At 45.8% G+C, this 17,221-nt stretch carries 18 protein-coding genes; 6 read left to right on the plus strand and 12 right to left on the minus strand.

The genetic code is table 11. From position 1 onward, the window contains the following. The first annotated feature begins 156 nt into the window (after window positions 1-156). On the plus strand, window positions 157-960 hold the full coding sequence (locus GGU45_RS07470) for an inositol monophosphatase family protein (protein WP_435223445.1): 804 nt from the start codon (window positions 157-159) through the stop codon (window positions 958-960). Here the strand turns inward: GGU45_RS07470 and GGU45_RS07475 are convergent. Further along, window positions 928-1,569, minus strand: a complete 642-nt coding sequence (locus GGU45_RS07475; RefSeq protein WP_435223446.1) for a hypothetical protein — start codon at window positions 1,567-1,569, stop codon at window positions 928-930. The genes GGU45_RS07470 and GGU45_RS07475 overlap by 33 nt on opposite strands. A 267-nt stretch (window positions 1,570-1,836) precedes the next feature. Between GGU45_RS07475 and thiL the strand changes: the two genes are divergently transcribed. The 4 genes from thiL (at window position 1,837) to GGU45_RS07495 (ending at window position 5,154) form a co-directional block, all read left to right on the plus strand. Further along, entirely contained in the window at window positions 1,837-2,868 is a 1,032-nt protein-coding gene (thiL, locus tag GGU45_RS07480) for a thiamine-phosphate kinase (RefSeq protein WP_435223448.1), read from the plus strand. 162 nt (window positions 2,869-3,030) lie between these two features. Beyond that, window positions 3,031-3,249 (plus strand): hypothetical protein, encoded by a 219-nt coding sequence (locus GGU45_RS07485; RefSeq protein ID WP_435223450.1) that lies wholly within the window; start codon window positions 3,031-3,033, stop codon window positions 3,247-3,249. An 8-nt stretch (window positions 3,250-3,257) separates the two neighbouring features. Then, window positions 3,258-3,734, plus strand: coding sequence for a hypothetical protein (locus tag GGU45_RS07490; protein ID WP_435223452.1), 477 nt, complete (start codon window positions 3,258-3,260; stop codon window positions 3,732-3,734). Next, the gene (locus GGU45_RS07495; protein WP_435223454.1) at window positions 3,685-5,154 is read left to right on the plus strand and encodes a S41 family peptidase; all 1,470 of its coding nucleotides are present in this window, start codon (window positions 3,685-3,687) and stop codon (window positions 5,152-5,154) included. Before GGU45_RS07490 ends, GGU45_RS07495 begins: the two co-directional genes overlap by 50 nt. A 156-nt stretch (window positions 5,155-5,310) precedes the next feature. Here the strand turns inward: GGU45_RS07495 and GGU45_RS07500 are convergent, their stop codons facing one another. The 11 genes from GGU45_RS07500 to GGU45_RS07550 all read right to left on the minus strand — a co-directional run bounded on the left by GGU45_RS07500 (window position 5,311) and on the right by GGU45_RS07550 (window position 15,823). Next, window positions 5,311-5,466 (minus strand): hypothetical protein, encoded by a 156-nt coding sequence (locus GGU45_RS07500; RefSeq protein ID WP_435223456.1) that lies wholly within the window; start codon window positions 5,464-5,466, stop codon window positions 5,311-5,313. Window positions 5,467-5,581: 115 nt separating this feature from the next. After that, window positions 5,582-6,949, minus strand: coding sequence for an alpha-L-fucosidase (locus GGU45_RS07505; RefSeq protein ID WP_435223458.1), 1,368 nt, complete (start codon window positions 6,947-6,949; stop codon window positions 5,582-5,584). Window positions 6,950-7,552: 603 nt separating this feature from the next. Further along, window positions 7,553-8,302, minus strand: coding sequence for a hypothetical protein (locus tag GGU45_RS07510; protein WP_435223459.1), 750 nt, complete (start codon window positions 8,300-8,302; stop codon window positions 7,553-7,555). A gap of 210 nt (window positions 8,303-8,512) precedes the next feature. Next, window positions 8,513-9,199: a hypothetical protein gene (locus tag GGU45_RS07515; protein ID WP_435223461.1), complete on the minus strand. Its 687-nt coding sequence runs from the start codon at window positions 9,197-9,199 to the stop codon at window positions 8,513-8,515. A gap of 1 nt (window position 9,200) precedes the next feature. Beyond that, a complete protein-coding gene (locus tag GGU45_RS07520; RefSeq protein ID WP_435223463.1) occupies window positions 9,201-9,533 on the minus strand; it encodes a PadR family transcriptional regulator in 333 nt (110 codons plus the stop codon). A 108-nt stretch (window positions 9,534-9,641) separates the two neighbouring features. Then, on the minus strand, window positions 9,642-10,994 hold the full coding sequence (locus tag GGU45_RS07525; RefSeq protein WP_435223465.1) for an ATP-binding protein: 1,353 nt from the start codon (window positions 10,992-10,994) through the stop codon (window positions 9,642-9,644). Between the two features lie 159 nt (window positions 10,995-11,153). Beyond that, window positions 11,154-11,948 (minus strand): amidohydrolase, encoded by a 795-nt coding sequence (locus GGU45_RS07530; RefSeq protein WP_435223467.1) that lies wholly within the window; start codon window positions 11,946-11,948, stop codon window positions 11,154-11,156. An 18-nt stretch (window positions 11,949-11,966) separates the two neighbouring features. Continuing rightward, entirely contained in the window at window positions 11,967-12,887 is a 921-nt protein-coding gene (locus GGU45_RS07535; protein ID WP_435223469.1) for a sterol desaturase family protein, read from the minus strand. A gap of 8 nt (window positions 12,888-12,895) precedes the next feature. Continuing rightward, window positions 12,896-13,378 (minus strand): regulatory protein RecX, encoded by a 483-nt coding sequence (locus GGU45_RS07540; RefSeq protein WP_435223470.1) that lies wholly within the window; start codon window positions 13,376-13,378, stop codon window positions 12,896-12,898. A 2-nt stretch (window positions 13,379-13,380) separates the two neighbouring features. Beyond that, entirely contained in the window at window positions 13,381-14,481 is a 1,101-nt protein-coding gene (locus GGU45_RS07545) for a trypsin-like peptidase domain-containing protein (protein WP_435223472.1), read from the minus strand. A 10-nt stretch (window positions 14,482-14,491) separates the two neighbouring features. After that, window positions 14,492-15,823, minus strand: coding sequence for a type III secretion system chaperone family protein (locus GGU45_RS07550; RefSeq protein ID WP_435223473.1), 1,332 nt, complete (start codon window positions 15,821-15,823; stop codon window positions 14,492-14,494). Window positions 15,824-16,027: 204 nt separating this feature from the next. Here GGU45_RS07550 and dnaN point away from each other — a divergent pair, with 204 nt between their 5' ends. After that, a complete protein-coding gene (dnaN, locus tag GGU45_RS07555; RefSeq protein WP_435223475.1) occupies window positions 16,028-17,143 on the plus strand; it encodes a DNA polymerase III subunit beta in 1,116 nt (371 codons plus the stop codon). Window positions 17,144-17,221 lie beyond the last annotated feature (78 nt).

Consider the following 17,221-nt stretch of genomic DNA (forward strand, 5'->3'; position numbering starts at 1 on the left):
TTAAAAAGCAGGAGCTGGTGCAAAAATAACTGAATTCGGCCATCAGTCTCAGGTTCCGGAATGAAAGTACTGTCCGCCATTGAGAAATTCCTTACTTTAAAATTTTATATTTCATATTGGATATTTTAAATTCCCCGATGGGGTATCTTTGAACCTATGTTAGCAACTGTTTTAGAAGAAGCCGTGCGGGCGGGCGCGGCGGAACTAACCCGATATTTTCAGCAGTCCTTTTCGATACAACACAAAGAGGGCCGCAATAACCTGGTTACGGATGCCGACCATGCATCGGAAAAAGCGATCATCGAGGTGATCCGAAGGCATTACCCCGATCATTTTATACTGACCGAGGAAAGTGGGGCCCTGGCAAAGGAGTCTGATTATAAATGGATCATCGATCCGCTGGATGGCACTATTAATTTTGCACACGGAGTACCCATCAACTGCGTATCCGTTGGGGTAGAATATAAAAAAGAGATCATTTTGGGGATGGTGTACAACCCGCACATGAACGAGTTGTTTTTTGCGGAAAAAGGCAGGGGGGCCACACTAAACGGACAGCCAATAAGCGTAAGTAAGGAAACGGAGGCGATGCGCTCCTGCCTTGTAACCGGTTTTCCGTACGTCTATATTAACATGGAAAATGGTCCGCTGCAGGTTTTTGAACGGCTGATAAAAGAGGGCGTCCCCGTGCGCCGGCTGGGTGCTGCGGCCATTGACCTGTGCTGGGTAGCCGCCGGCCGGTTCGATGGGTTTTATGAGCATAAACTGGAGGCCTGGGACAGCGCTGCGGGCTTTTTGATTGTGGAAGAAGCCGGGGGCAAAGTGACTGATTTTAATGGGGATCATTACTCGCCCTATCAGCATCGCATATTGGCAACAAACGGATTGATACATGAACAGATGCTGAACATTATTAATGACAGGGTACTATCTCCGGGCGTAGGGAAATTTTTTGGATAAGTTCCGCATCAGGTTATCAACCAATTTTCCGGTTGAAGATCCCACACCACCATTGGCTTCATAATCGTATTTCCATAACAGGTTGCCATTACTAGCTTCTTTTATATTTACAGAAGTTTCCACCTTATTGGTGCTGCCGTATGCGCCCACCAAAACAGCCACAACAATTGCGGCTCCGTCCGACATAGGCTTATCTGATCTGATATTGGTTTGAATCAATGCATCCACGCCCAGGATCTTAGCGATTTCTTTAGCCTGTTTTTCTGTTAGCCCGTTGTAATCGATTCCTGCCTTTTTCAATAATACATTGGTTTCAGCGGCATCCTGGATCGTTACCGAGTAATTTTTTTTGTCGGAACGGCGCAAAAACCAGGAGTACATTTTATCCTGTACATCATAGCCGGTTTTTTCCTCCATATTCCTTAGCTGTTCTGCACTGGTTTTTTTCATTTCGTTTGGCCGTAGTTTTATCGAAACATTGGCCGGTAAAATGGCTACTACCCGGTGATTTTGAATCGTACGATTCAGATCGGTTGATTTGTAGATGGCAGGTCCGCAGGAGCTGAACAGGGCCACAAGGGCCGCAGCAATTACTAATAGTTGTTTCATATGTTTATTTTGTGTTCAATTTAGTTTTAGTAGGCGATAGGCGTTAGTCCATGTTTTCCAAACTCATCAGCTGTTTGTCGGATTTTGAAATTTCTGGCAAAATAGTAAAATAAAGTCAAATTTCTCTGCAAACCGTTTAAATTTGAGCCCGTATAACATTTAGTACTGGTGATTATTTTCCCGTTCCCATGGGAGTCATCGGGATGCAGGAAAAGAACGCATCGGCGGGCAAAAATCAGGGTCTATAAAGATGGTAATTACATTGATATGAGCACAGAACGCACAGAACTATCCGAATTGGGTGAATTTGGTCTGATTGATCATTTGACCAAAAACATAGAATTGCAGAACGTTTCCTCCCTGCTGGGCGTGGGCGATGATGCAGCCGTGATTGACCATTTTGGCAAGCAAACGGTCATAACAACCGACCTGCTTTTGGAAGGGGTTCATTTTGATTTGATGTATACCCCGCTGAAGCACCTGGGTTACAAATCGGTGGTGGTAAACCTCAGTGATGTATATGCGATGAATGCCGTACCTACCCAAATTACCCTGGGCATTGGCATCAGCAACCGCTTTAGCCTGGAGGCCCTGGATGAATTTTATGAGGGGGTATATGCCGCCTGCAGTCATTACGGGGTGGACCTGGTAGGGGGCGATACCACTACCTCTCAAAAGGGGCTGGTGATTGCAGTTACCGCCATTGGGGAAGTTGCCCCCGATAAATTTGTAAAACGAAGTACCGCAAAAAAAGGGGATCTGCTTTGTGTAAGCGGCGACCTGGGGGCGGCCTATGTGGGCCTGCTCTTCCTGGAGCGCGAAAAGAAAATATTTCTCGAAAGCCCAAAAGTGCAGCCGGATCTTGAGGGGGAAAACTATGTAATCGGGCGCCTGCTGAAACCCGAAGCCCGCAAGGATATCGTTGAGTTTTTTGCGGAAAGCTCCGTAATGCCCTCCGCCATGATGGACATCAGCGATGGTTTAAGCTCAGAAATTTTGCATATTTGCAAGGACAGCGACCTCGGCTGTGTGTTGTATGAAGATAAGATACCTGTTGCGGAAGAAACCCGCAATGCGGCATTTAAATTTGAAATAGACCCCACGGCCTGTGCCCTGAGCGGAGGAGAAGACTATGAATTGCTGTTTACCGTTCCCCAGTCGGATTATGAAAAGATCAACGCAAACCCGTCCATTAGTATTATCGGGTATATGACGGAGGCAACCGAAGGAGCGCATATCATCACCAAGGGCGGCAGCCGGCATGAAATAACGGCCCAGGGCTGGAACCCGATCGGGTAATAATTTAATGCCAATCTTCTCCTGCCAATTATTATTATGAGTTAATTTTTCAAGGCAATACGAAACTTTTTTGAACACCTTGTGTCGTTTTTAGAAACAATTGCTGTAACTTGTATTTGAATTGAGTGCACGCTCATTTTGATATTGAAATCTTCTTTTATTATGTACAAAATCCTGAAACAAATATTCTTTGCTGCTGAGGGTACTTTACAAGAATTGTTTGGCTCAGATTCCGACGTAGTGAGTCCAGAGGTAAAGAGGATTTTATCGAACCCCAAAGACCGGGATGAATACATTGAAGCTCTGCAAAAACTCGAAAAAGAAAAAAAAGAGGTAACTATACAACTTTCTGATGGAGATACGCTAACTTTAGTTAGCTAATATTTCTTATGGAAGTACCTGTTACTCTTTTTAGTATAATTACGCTTGTTTTAACCTATGTTCCGGGATTAGTTTTTAAGCGCTTTTATTTTACCGGCGAATTCACCAAACAATTTGGGGCAGGGATCTTTATTGAGCGTTTTATAACTTGTATTTTTACAGGCATTCTTATCCAATTAGTTACCTTTTTACTTGCCAGGAACGTTTTGGACATTGATACGAATTCAACTATTGTATTGGTGAAATCGTTTTACAGGCAATTGACATCAAACGATATTCCCGGAACATTCGAAGATTATAAATCCATAACACTGTACCTTCTAATCTCGTTGTTGATTGCAGGTTTCTTAGGAATTGTTGCCCACAAATTGGTGAGGCTTTTAAAGCCGGATAAAAAATCTATTTTTAGAGCATCAATAAAAAATAGTTTCCTGCATGAAATGGTGGATGAGTTTGTTTATGGGCGTTCTACTGTGTTCCTGTAAAACGGGAAGGGAGGCTTTTAACCCCCATAAAAAATTCAGTCCGCAGCAGCTGCAGTCGGACTACCGGCTCTTTAGAAAGATATTGGAAGAGCGGCACCCTTCTTTGTATTGGTATACCACCAGGCCCGCGATGGATAGCGCCTTTGAAGCCGGAAGCCGCCAGTTGAAGGATAGCCTTACAGAACAGGAATTCCGCAGGGTGCTGGCAAAGGTTATTGCTGCAGTCCGGTGCGGACATACTTCTGTAAGGGCTTCCAGGGGCTATACAAAATATATGGATACATTGAAGACAAAAACGCTGTTTCCTTTGTATATAAAGACCTGGAATGATACAGTGGCGGTGGCGTATAATATTTTTAAAAACGACAGCAGCCTGGTCCGGGGGGCACTGATCGATTCGATTGGAGGCAAGCCCGTAAAAGCAGTGCTGGACAGCTTGCGCGGCTATATACCGGCAGACGGCGGGAACAGGATTGCACAGGACCAGCGCCTGAGTACCGGCACCTATTTTGGATCATTATATACCTGGATCAATGGATGGCCAAAGGACCTGAGCATCCGGTTTCGCGATAGCTCCGGGGTGCCTGGCACCCGTGTGATAAGGCCCTACAAACCCCCGGCGGATACCAGCCATAAACCGGGCCGTATATCCCAACGTAAACAAAGGGAGCCCCGCCGGAAGCGGTTGCAGGAGGAGCGCTCCCTGCAAATAGATAGCAGTGGGCGCTTTGCAGTAATGGAGCTGAACAGCTTTTCCGAAAAGCTGCAACTGCGCTCGTTTTTCCGGCGCTCCTTCCGGAGGTTGCGTCGAAAAAAAGTAGAAAACCTGATTGTGGATCTGAGAAGCAATGGGGGTGGAAGGGTCAGCAACTCTAACCTGTTTATGAAATACCTCAGTAACCAGCCGTTTAAACTGGCCGATTCATTGTATGCGCTTACCCGCAGCTCTGTTTATAGCAGGTATATCCGCAATGACCGGGCATTGAAGTGGTTCATGCGTTTTGTAACACATAAAAAAGCCGATGGCCGGTTTCATTTTACCTGGTATGAAAAGCATTATTTCCGCCCCAGGAAAAAAAATCACTACGAGGGCGCCGTTTACCTGCTAAGCGGCGGCAACTCGTTTTCGGCTACCGCGCTGGTAATGGGGGGCTTGCGCGGCCAGGAGCATATTATTGTGCTGGGTGAGCCCACTGGCGGCGGCGCCTATGGCAACAGCGCCCTGCTGATACCGGATGTAACCCTGCCTGCTACCCAAATCCGGTTCCGGCTACCGCTTTTCCGGCTGGTTACGGATAAAAGTATTTCTAAGGACGGACAGGGTGTACAGCCGGAGATCCTGGTGCAGCCTACGGTTGAGGATATCCGCCAGGGGAGGGATTATAAAATGGAAAAGGCAAAGGCGCTGATAAGGAGGTAGTTGTTGTCAACTTTAACGCAAGGTGGATTAGGTAATGCTATGGTCCTTTTTTTGCGGTTTTATTGAGCTAACAGATAAACAGGTTTTGCGATTATCGCAATTTCCGAAAATGGGACGTTCCCGCAATAACAGATATCCCAATATCAGCTTTTTATTTTATGAATTCGGGTATTGCCCGGCTTTTTTATTATAGACTTTGATCGCTTTTTTTAGATTATCATTACCTGCAATTTTTTCCGCCCTGGCGTTGCCTTTAACTAAATCGAGTACGATACGTTTGTTTGCAGGAACAATTTGCCCCTTATACTCCATGGGAAAGTTGTTCCAGGTATTGGTGGGGTTAAATAAAAAATATCCCTCCAACGCACGATACGTTTTTATTTTATCATCAGGATTATCAAAAAGTGGTTTAAGGAAATAGTTATTGTTAAAATACACCGTCTATCTGGTATACCCACGCATAGGGACTGGGATTATTGGCCGGCGTAACATGCGGCGCACGAATGGTAATGCCCCCGGCTGCCGACCGAAAGCTGAGTTTTTCGGGGACGCCCAGCATTTTGATACCTGATGCCTTTTTTATGCCTTTGATGGTCAATGTCTCCTTCCAGGTGGTGGCAATGGCATAAAGGGTGCTGCCTTTCCGGGTAAAACGGATAGTGGAATCGGCCTGCAGGGGCTTATCCTTCCAGGCGGTGGTACCGTAAATGGCGGCCCCGTTCACTTTGAGCCAGTCGCCCATATCCTTTAAGCGCTGCTGCATGATAACGGGGATTGTGCCATCGGCTGCGGGCCCTATATTGAGCAGCAGGTTGCCCCCGCGCGAAACAATATCAATAAGCATCTGCACCAGGCTTTTACTGCTTTGATATTGCTCCAGGTTTTCGTTACGGTTAAAACCAAAGGACTCACCAATACCCCGGCATTCTTCCCAGGGCTTATGCAGGCCCGCATTTCCTTTTCCGTATTCGGTAGAGTTAAATGTGCCATAATGTTTGTTGCCGGTTCCCCAGCGGTCGTTGGTAACTACCGTATTTTTTACCGGCGATTCGTTATACAGCCAATCGATAAAGGAACGGCTTTTCCATACCGTGTCGGAGTGGTCCCAATCCCCATCGGCCCAGATAACATCCGGCTGGTACCGGGTTACAATATCTTTTAATTGGGGCAGCATGTGCTGGTCTACGTATTTTGCAACGTCCGTTTTATACAGCGGGTTGTACCATTCGTACAGCGAATAGTAAAAGCCCATGTGCAAACCGGCGTCTTTTACGGCTTTGGAAAGATCCCCGGCCAGATCGCGATGCGGTCCCATATCCACGGCATTCCAGTTCCAGGCTTCACGGCTGGGCCAAAGTGCAAATCCATCGTGGTGTTTGCTGGTAAGCACCACATATTTTGCCCCGGCGTCTTTGAAGATCTGTGCCCATTTTGAAGGCTCAAATAATTCCGCTTTAAAAAGCGTGGCAAAATCGGGGTATTTAAAATTGGGGCCATAAACCCGGTTCTGGAAGTCGACGAATTCCTTATGGATCTTCAGTTTGGTATTGTTGAGCCGTTCCCAGTACCATTCGGCATAGTTACTGCCAAAGCCATCGGCATTGGAATTGGTGGCCCAGGCCGGAACGCTGTACAGGCCCCAATGGATAAAGATTCCGAATTTGGCATTGGTATACCATTCCGGTACGGGCCTCGATTCGAGCGACTCCCAGGTAGCCTGGTTTTGCTGGCTGCTGGCCGTAAAAGCGATGAGTATTGCCGGGAGCAGGGCAAATTTTGAAAGGATCCTTTTCATGCCGGCAAGTTAGGAAAGCCCGGCGAGAATTTGAAAATTTGAGAATGTGAAGATGTGGAAATTTGGAAACAGTCAATGGTTAACCAATGCCGTTTCCTTAAGCCAGATGTTGAGCCCCGAAGACGTAAAACCGGGAAGCGTATTGGGTTTTGGCGCATCATGCGTGTCAAGTAAATTTTGCCCCCGGGGGAAGCTGCAGCGCAGCGCTGATCCTGTTAGTAAGCAACAATACGGGTAATAAAGGTGCAGCGCACCGGTAATTATTGCAGTTTGTATAAGCCCGGCGTACGAAATTACCGCCGCGCTGCGGCTGCGGGAGGTTTTGAGTGCTCATCATTATAAGGTTTAACGGCGCGCTGCGCCTGTTTGCCACTGGAACATCTTTCTTATCTTGACGTCTATGCGATGCATCGGGAATGAGCCATATAATTAGACATCCGCGCGCTAAGGAAACGACATTGAATGGTGAATGGTCAATAGATCATCGGGTATCAAAACGGATCTGACGTGAAACGTTAATCCTTATCAGAATTTGAAAATATGGAGATGTGGAAATGGAGATCGATTGCCGTTCGATATGCTTTGTTTTGAGGAGAACATAAATTAGTATCGTTTAAGATCAACCCCTTTAAACAACTGCGGTTCTTTTCGTACTATTTCGTGTAAAATCTGTTCTGCAGTATATTCGCTATCATAACTGGGGTATTTGTCTTTTGTAGTGCCAAGCTCCTCCTCGCCCCTGCTGTCTGTGTATTTTTTTATTCGGTACCTATGATATCCAAAATGGCCATCATCACCCGATCCCCATATCCCATCTAAGAAAATAATTTCGTTTTCGTCCTTACTATGCACGGCGAAAGTAAGTTCATTACCCTGAGAAATTTCGGATATATGAATGTTTTGATAATCGTAGGTGACCTCAAAAATATCTTTTAAATACCCCGACCCGCCGGCTGTTTTGATACGCTTAATATACAGGCGGCCAACATCGCTCAATTTGCGCCCGTTTGCTTTAAAAAGGATGCAGGGCTGGCTCCAGTTTTCGTTGTCCGAACTCAGGCGGTACGCATAAAACGCAGTGTCTTCTCCCATTTTAGTAAAAACCAATGTGGGAGTGGAAAGCCCATCATCTTCTTTGAATTGGGACGAAAACTGAAAATAATTGTTGAACCGCTCCCGTAATATTTTTACAGAAAATGGTTGCAGGCCAAGCACTACAGTTTGGTAAACCGTGTCCACATCAAATAACTCCCGATCGTTGTAAAAAGCCAATAATTTTTGTTTGGGACTGGGGGCCGGTTTTTGACAGCCTGCAAAGAGTGTGATGGCACAAAGAAAAAGCAGCGGTTTCATCTCTTAATCGTTTTGATATCTTATGCGAGAGACGAAAGTTTCGCAGTATTTGTTGCATTAGTTTTCAAAGGACAGCGGAAAGCCCGGCGAGAATTTGAAGACGTGGGAATGGGCAATCGTGAATAGTTAACAGGCAATGGTTAACAGATCATCAAGTGTAAAACAGGATGTGCGTGAAACCTTGAACTTTAAACGTGAAACAACTCTGTACTAAAACGCCAGCGGGTATTGCCGGCGCGCATCTGCATAAATGGCCCTGTAGGCATGGTACCGGGCAAGGGTAAACAGGATGGCGAGCGTGCAGAATGCAGCCATCGCCAGGTTGAACCAGGGGGTATGGTTCACATCGATGTCAAAACCGTTCACCGCCAGGTTAAAATAAAGGTTGGGCACCTGGAAGAGGCCCACAAAGACGGTAAAACTGCCGGTATGTTTTAACAACAACAATTTTTGCACAGGGCGTTTAAACCGGATGCTTACAAAAATGATCGCAAAAAGAGCAAAGGCGAATAAAAAAATACAATAAGCCTTGTAAACCGCGGCGGCATCCCGTATTTTAAATAATGCAACAGGTGCGCTTAGCAGCAGGAAGAGCAGGAGCGACAGGGCGATTTTTGGAAATGTAAAATAAGCCTTGAAATACTGGCGCTCCTTTTTCCGGGCGCGTTTACACGATGCTTCTTCCCGCTGCCGGATCACGTTGGAGAAACCCGTAATGCCAAAACCACTGTATACCTGCTGCAATGCAGTTTTAAAGTCTGTTTTGGGATCTGCAGCTATCCGGCCTTCTATACCTTCGGCCAGGTGATCAACCAGCTCCTGCCGGAGATCGTAATAGTGTACCCCTTTCTTTTGACAAAAGGAATCAAGCGTTGTTATTTGTTCATCAGTAAGCATCTTATGCCAGTTTAGGATTAAAGATCAGTTGCAGAGTATTTTTAAAGGCTTCCAACTCAATCATGGCCTTTGCCTGCTCTTTTTTACCGGTTGGTGTCAGAGAGTAGTATTTACGTACCCGGTTGCCCAGGTTTTCCATTTCCACTTCCAGTATACCTTCCGCCTCCAGCCGGTGCAGCAGGGGATATAAAGCGCCTTCCGTGATCTTTAATTCGCCGGCAGTAAGTTCCTTTACCCTTTGAGTGATCTCATAGCCATACATCCGCCCGTTTTCCTTTAATAGCTTCAGCAGGATGGGCTCCAGGCAACCTTTATATAAATTGGTTTTATTCACAGTAAAACTGATTTCTCTATAAAGATACATAAGAAATCAATACATAAGTAATTTAGGTATGTGCTTTTTCCACTCACTGCAGTACTATAACCAGAAAAGTAGACAATCTTAGTTTTTGAAGATCTTTGTCCAGCTCAGATATTCTTCAATTCGTGAGGCCAGATAATACGGAAGATTTAACAGGGTATATTCTTTGCCGTTGGGAGTGATAACTTTATCACGCTTTATTTTACCGTTGTATAATCTTACAGATAGGTGGTGAGGGGCAGCATCCATGAAAAGATGGAGTGAACGTAATGTGCCGCTGGCTCCGGATTTTACTTCAACAGGAATAATTTTACTATCGTGCTGGATTACAAAATCAACTTCGGCAGTGGCGTCTGTTTTTTGTCGAACCCAGAAACTGAGGTTATTTAACAAATGAGGTTTGGCTGCCAACAACTCTTGTCCTACAATGTGTTCGGCTATTCTACCTTGATATATATTGTCCAGGTTATTGGTTCCGATAATTTCCTTTTGTAATCCGGCAAAATGATTCATCATGCCCGTATCTAATACCTGTAACCTGGGAGATTTTTTGAGATCGGGGATTATGGGTATACTCGTATTGGTGGTAGGATAAATGAGCTGAAGAAGCATCACTTTCTCAAGCGCACGCATGGCCTCGCCTACTTCCTTTGAAGCGTAGTTCGAATTACCAAAATGGTTGAATTTTATGCGGCTTCCCGCTTCCAGATACGTGGATTGTATAACATGCCGGATAACCCGAACAAGGTTGGTAGTACGTCCATATTTTTCAACATCACTGATGTAAGAAATGATCAATGACTCATAAATGCTACGCAGAGCGGTAAGGTTTCTGTGCTTGAGGTAGTGATCCACAATGGCTGGCATACCTCCAATCAGGGTATATGTATGAAAAAGGTCGAGTAGTTTCTCATGCGCGTATGCATCTCCCGGCGTTTTCCTGAATTGTTCTAAAACAGCCTTGTCTCCATTTGCTTGCAGGAACTCATCAAAGCAAAGGGGACGTACAACTTTGTATTCAACTCTTCCCACAGGAATTTTTACGTCGCCATTAAGTGCTGTTTCCAGAAGGGAACCGGCGGCGATCACATGAAGCTCCGGAATCTGTTCATAGAAGTACCGCAGAATATTGATGGCCGCAGGTACTTCCTGAATTTCATCAATAAATAGTAAGGTGTCATTGATTTTATTCATGTCCTGGTCCCTTAGAAAAAAAAGTTGTTCTACCAGTTGACGAATGTTCCTGAATGTTTTGAAAGGGTTGGCATCCTCCTGCAACTCCAGGTTGAGGCTAATGAACTGGGCATAATTTTGACTAAAAATTTCTACAACGGTGGTCTTCCCTACCTGCCGGGCGCCTCTCAATATCAATGGTTTGCGTAAGCTGCTGCTTTTCCATTGATCCAGATCCTTCAGAATATTCCGGTATAACATTTCCTTGTTTTGGGGGTAAATTTATGAATGTTTATACTCATTTTGGGGGTAAATTTATGAATATTTATACCTGTTTTGGGGGTAAATTGTTTTCAAAGGACAGAAGGGGGCTTTTTAAAATGAGAATTCCGGTTGCCCTTAAGGGGCTAAATGTTCAATTTAAGAAATCAGGAACCTATCCGCATCCCTCCAGAAAGGAAACCGGCTGCGTACTTCTTCCAGTTTTGTTTTGTGCAGGGTAATCGTAAAAACGTCTTCCTCATCTGCTTTATGATAAAGCGTTTCGCCCAAAGGATCAATAACCATACTATCCCCGCCATGGTAAATGCCGTTGCCATCATCGCCTACCCGGTTTACGCCCGCTACGTAACACTGGTTTTCAATAGCCCGTGCCTGTAGCAGGGTTTTCCAGGCCAGGCTGCGCCGTTGAGGCCAGTTGGCTACATTAATAAGCAGGTCGTATTCGGGTGCAGTTTCGGAGGCTTCCGGGTTGGTATTTTGCCGGCCCCAAACCGGGAACCGGAGATCATAGCAAACCTGCAGGTTTATCTTCCAGCCATTTACCGAGGCAATCAGCCGTTTATTGCCTGCGGCATAATGCTGGTCTTCCCCCGCAAATGCAAACCGGTGGCGTTTATCATACACACCGTATTGACCATTGGGCAGCATCCAGATGAGGCGGTTAAAATAATCGGTACCTTCCCGGATAATGAGGCTGCCGGTCAAAATGACCTTTTGCTTTGCCGCTACTTCCTTCATCCATTGAACGGTGGGGCCATCCATGGTTTCGGCCAGCGGTGCCGGGTTCATGGAAAAGCCGGTGGAAAACATCTCGGGCAATATCACGATCTGCGTTTGCGGAATGCTTTCAATTTTTTGCCCAAGCATGGCAAGATTGGCTGCTTTATTTTCCCAGTGGAGCCGGGTTTGTATCAAGGTAATACTAAGCGACATAAGAAACCTAAAGTTCGGTTATTTTGAAGAAAGTTGGGCCTGCTCTTCTTCTTTTTCCATCTGTCTGCTGGTTTTGCGGCTGCCGTCATGGCTGTAGCCCGGAGGTCCAAAAAGGTAGCCCATCCGCTGTTTCCAGTTCAGCCCTTTTTTAGATACGTCTTTACAAACCTGTATCCATTCGTGAAAAATCAGCGTGAACGGATTGGGATTTTCCAGGTTTTTTGTAAGGCCGTATTGAATGGGGGCGTATTCATTTTCCGACAACTCTTTTTGAAATGTGCCAAACAACCTGTCCCAGATGATCAGGAACATGCCCATATTTTTATCAAGATATTTTGGGTTGGAACTATGGTGCACCCGGTGGTGCGAAGGAGTAACAAATACAGCCTCCAGCCAGCCCAGTTTGCCTACCAGCTCGGTATGTACCAGGGTTCCCCATATTTGTGTGGCGGAATACATAAGAAAAATATCCAATGGCCTGAAGCCGATCCAGGCAAGGGGCATAAAGAAGATAAACCGGTACAGGGGCTCAAAAACAGAGGAGCGGAAACCTACGCTGAAATTGAATTTTTGCGAACTGTGGTGGGTGACGTGTACGGCCCACAGAAAACGGGTGGTATGATCAAAGCGATGCAGCCAGTAATAAACAAAGTCCTCCAGAACCAACAACAGGAGCCAGTAAACGATCCCGTTCTCTAAAGGCGGGAACAGGCGGTGGTTGTACACCTGCACCAATACCCACAGGTAAGAGAGCTTAAACGCCATATCAACGAGCCCGTTGGCCATGGTAAGATAAATATTGGTAAGGGTATTCCTTAAGGTGTAGGTTTTTTTATGAAAATGGAAATTAGACAACAGGATCTCTGTGCCAATGATAATGATATAAAACGGAGTAGAAAATAACAGCAGTAATTGTTCGTGGTAACTAAAACCGTGCATGACGATGGTTATTTGATGGTATGAAGCAGCGGCTGAAACAATTCCGGCTCATACCCCCGCTGAATAAGGAAAATGGAGGTTTTTTTCATTTTTACAAAGCGGTTGCGCTCTCCTTTGAGACTATCCCATTTTTGCTGCAGTAATCCGGTCATAATCTGTTCGTATATTTCTTCATCAATCTCCTTCATTCCCGCTTTAATGCAATACGGGCTGATTTGCTTTTGCTGCAAGGCCGTTTTTATCTTAATGCGTCCCCATTTTTTTTGACGGAAATGGCCCCCGGCGAAGGCCCTGGCAAAGCGTTCCTCATTTAAATAGTTTTCCTCAATCAGTGCAGCAATGATGGCGTCCTGCTCTTTCTTCCATACGCCCAGCTCAAAAAGTTTATTGACCACATCGCTGTGGCAACGCTCGCTGTAGGCGCAGTAGTGCTGCAGTTTTTTGAGTGCCTGTTCCGGGGAAAGTTTGATGTTTGAAGTTTCAGGTTTCATGTTCACTCCTCTAAACGCGCGGTACAGCCAAATTCGTTTTTGAGATAATCGTCATAATGATCGGCCTGCTCAAACAGGGTCTTAAATTCTTCAATACCCGATTCCAGGGTCATATCCAGGTCGTACAGCAGGCGGCTTAGCACAATGTTGTTTTTTGTGCAGCTCAATACCAGGCCGGTCGATTTGTTGTTTTCCTGCAGCAGGTATTGGTACAGGGGCTTTATTTTAGTGGCTTCCAGCGGCATCTGGCACAGGTAGGCATCGCCGGCTATAAAATAGTTATCAGCGTTATAGCTGATGTTGATCTTTGCCGACCCCTGTTTTACGCTCCATTGGTTGGCGCCATCGCGGGCCAGCCGCACGTCCTTGCCCAGGTCCTTTAATATATCTTCAATGAGCTTGGCAACACCCATTAATTCTGCTTCCTTTTCCGGAACCTGGAGCAGTGTTACCTCCGAGCCGCAATTGGGACAGTATTTATTATTGTCGATATTAGCTGCAGTAACCAGGGAGTCGCAGCTGGAGCAGCGGGTGGCTTCCCCGCCTTTAAACGGCATATAAAGATCGATGGCTTCTTCCAGGTAGCTGGCGGGGAGCGCAAAGCCCAGGTTGTCGCCGCCTTTTATGATAAAAGAGTTAACGCCGATTACATCCCCGGCATAGTCTACCAGCGGACCGCCGCTGTTGCCGGGGTTAATGGCTGCGTCAATCTGGATGTATTTAAGGCCATCGCGGATACGGTCTACCTTGGAAATAACGCCCTGGGTTGCAGAGTAGCTCAAATTATAAGGATGACCAATGGCAATAACATAATCGCCATCCTTCATGGCTTCATAGTTGCCGATGTTGATTTGCGGCAGGTCAACGCCGGCCGGCGATTGTAAAAATGCCAGGTCGTGTTTCTGATCGGTATACAAAACCCTGGATAGCTGTTTTTCAAACAGTTTTCCCTGTATGGTTACTTCCGGGGTATTGTTCACAACGTGATTATTGGTAACAATCAGGTCGCAGGTTTTCAGATAAAACCCGGTACCGGTGCCCGTTTGGGTGGCAATCTGTATAATGGCCTGCTGGTATTTGTTAATGATTTCCTGCGTGTTCATAAATGCTTCGTTATGCCGGTATGTCCATATTCAGTTTCTCTATCTGGGTGGTAAAGCTATTATTAAAGGCGGTAAGACCCGAAAAATTCAAGGCCTCCGTTCCAAAACTCATATAGGGATAGCGCTCCCGCCACTGCCCCTCCACATTACGGATATATTTGATCACTGCATCTTCTTTAAAGCGGTTGGTTGCCGTATCAAAATAGGGCTCGTTATAACCGAGCGCTTTAAAAAAGGAGGGATAGTTCACCTCCATAAACAGCTTTATCAGCAGGGTAATGGGCCTTGGCAGGCTATAGGAGTACTGGCAATAGGAGAGGCCGTATTCCATCAGCCGGTTGGCAAAATACTCGTACCCATTGTCGCGGTACCAATGCATGTTTTCATTGGCCTCATGAATGGCGTCTGCCATTACCTTGTGCACCTGGGGCGTAACAATAGAAAAGGTATACTTGGACCGAAACAGGGTTTTAAAAATCTCTTCCTTCGACCTGGCCTGCAGCTGCCGGAGTGTTTCAATCATCTCCCGGTTTTTATCAACAATAGAGCGCTCGTCCTTTTTAAAATAGATGGCCCCGATTTTTTCCAGCTGGTTCAGCAGCTGCCCCTCGGGAGTGATCAGGAAGTCGATCCGGTAAACGAGGCTCAGCAGGAGGTAGGAGATGCCCCCTGAAAATTTATCGGCATCCACTGCTGCAATTTTATCCAGCGTTTCTGCAATCCAGTGCTGCAGGAAATCATACTTCACCTGTTTCTCCGCATCCGACAGTGGGGTAATATGCTCCAGGTCCACCGCCTCAAGAAGTGCAAAATCTTCTATTAAAAGGTCGTCCTGTTTATCCGATTTGGTGGCCAGCTCCTTCAGGCCATAATAAAGTTTGTTGGGGTTGGCGGTGTTCAGGTCGGTATCAAAACGCATACACAGCTCCTTGTTATTGAGTGCAAAACGGCTGTAGTAAAGCCCAAAGTTCATTTCCAGCAAACGGCGCATTACCGGCACGGAGGGCTCTGGCATCAACGCCAGTTTTACATCGGCGGAAAGCCGGTTTTCCCGGATGGCTCCCCGGATGATCTTAGAGCCCTGGTATAATTCAAAAGTGGCCGTGTCACCGTTGCGGGTGTAACGCACATTCTGGATTCCATCGTCTTTCAGGTAATCAAAAAATGCGTCTACAGATGCGGCATAGTTCTTTTCCTTAAACAGGTTGTCGGCCTCCTTCCAGCGGCGCACTTTTCCGGGCACCTTATTATTATCAGAATACCGGCCAAAATCGACGGCAATATTGTTTTGTGCCGCCGGTTCTTCTTTACCCCTGACCCAATTTAAAAATTTATTCAACATAGGCCCCTTTTTTAAGTCGGGGAAGTTACTAAACCTTATCAAACTACCTAAAAAAATTTGCTTCGGGGAAAATCTTCGTTTTACCCCTATATTTACCAAAAAATGGGCATAGATTTTTCGAAACTTTAGCTAATAAAATAGTAGTTTCGCTACCTCCATTTTGCCTAAAAAGGAAACAGAAACGTAAAAATTAATATATAACGGATGAAATTTATTGCATCATCATCGGCTTTACTGAAACAGCTTCAAAATATTTCAGGTGTCATTAATGCGAATAATGTATTGCCCATTTTGGAAGATTTCTTGTTTGATATTGATAAAAACCGTCTGACTATTGTGGCTACAGACCTGGAAACGGTTATGAAAACAGAAATGCAGATAGAGGCAAAGGACAGCGGCCGCGTATGTATTCCTGCAAAAATCCTGATTGATTCGTTAAAAAATATCCCCGAGCAGCCGCTTACGTTTAATATTGATAAAAATTACAGTGTTGAAATTACCAGCGACAATGGTAAGTACAAAGTAATGGGCGAAAACCCCGATAATTTTCCAAAGGACCCCACGGCCGATGATGCTTCCAGCTTTACCATGACGGCTTCTGCGCTGGTAACGGCCGTTAACAAAACCCTGTTTGCCACCAGCACCGATGACCTGCGCCCGGCCATGACCGGCGTTTATTTTGAGCTGGATCAAAAAGGGATACAATTTGTGGCTACCGATGCGCACCGCCTGGTTCGCTATAAAAGAACTGATGTAAGCTCGCCCAACACGGATACGTTTATTGTGCCGCGCAAACCGCTGAACCTTTTAAAATCGGCCCTGCCGGATAATAATGACGAAATCACTATTAATTATAATACCAATCATTTTTTTGTGATCCATGGCACTACCCAAATGAGTTGCCGGCTTATTGATGCCCGGTTTCCGGATTACAAGGTAGTGATCCCCACGGAAAACCCTTACCGGCTTACTGTAAACAGGACCGAATTTTTAGGAGCGTTGCGGCGGGTAAGCGTATTCAGTAATAAAAGCACCTACCAGGTGGCGCTGAACATCAGCGGCAGTGAGCTGCAGCTGGCGGCGCAGGATGTGGATTTTAGCTTTGAGGGAAATGAGCGCATGAAATGCCAGTATAATGGCGAAGACCTGGTAATTGCCTTCAACGCCAAATTCCTGATCGAAATGCTGAACGCCACCGACAGCGATGAAGTATATATGGAGTTAAGCACGCCTACAAAAGCCGGTTTAATAAAACCGGTGGATCAGGATGAAAATGAGGAACAGCTGATGCTGGTAATGCCCCTGATGCTGAACCAATAAAAAGATATTATTTTTTAACCGGCCTTTTAGGGCCGTTGGGCCTGACTGATTTATGCCTTTGGCAAAGTGGTCAGGCTT

It is taken from the genome of Niabella hirudinis (assembly GCF_051201075.1).
GTDB lineage: Bacteria > Bacteroidota > Bacteroidia > Chitinophagales > Chitinophagaceae > Niabella > Niabella hirudinis.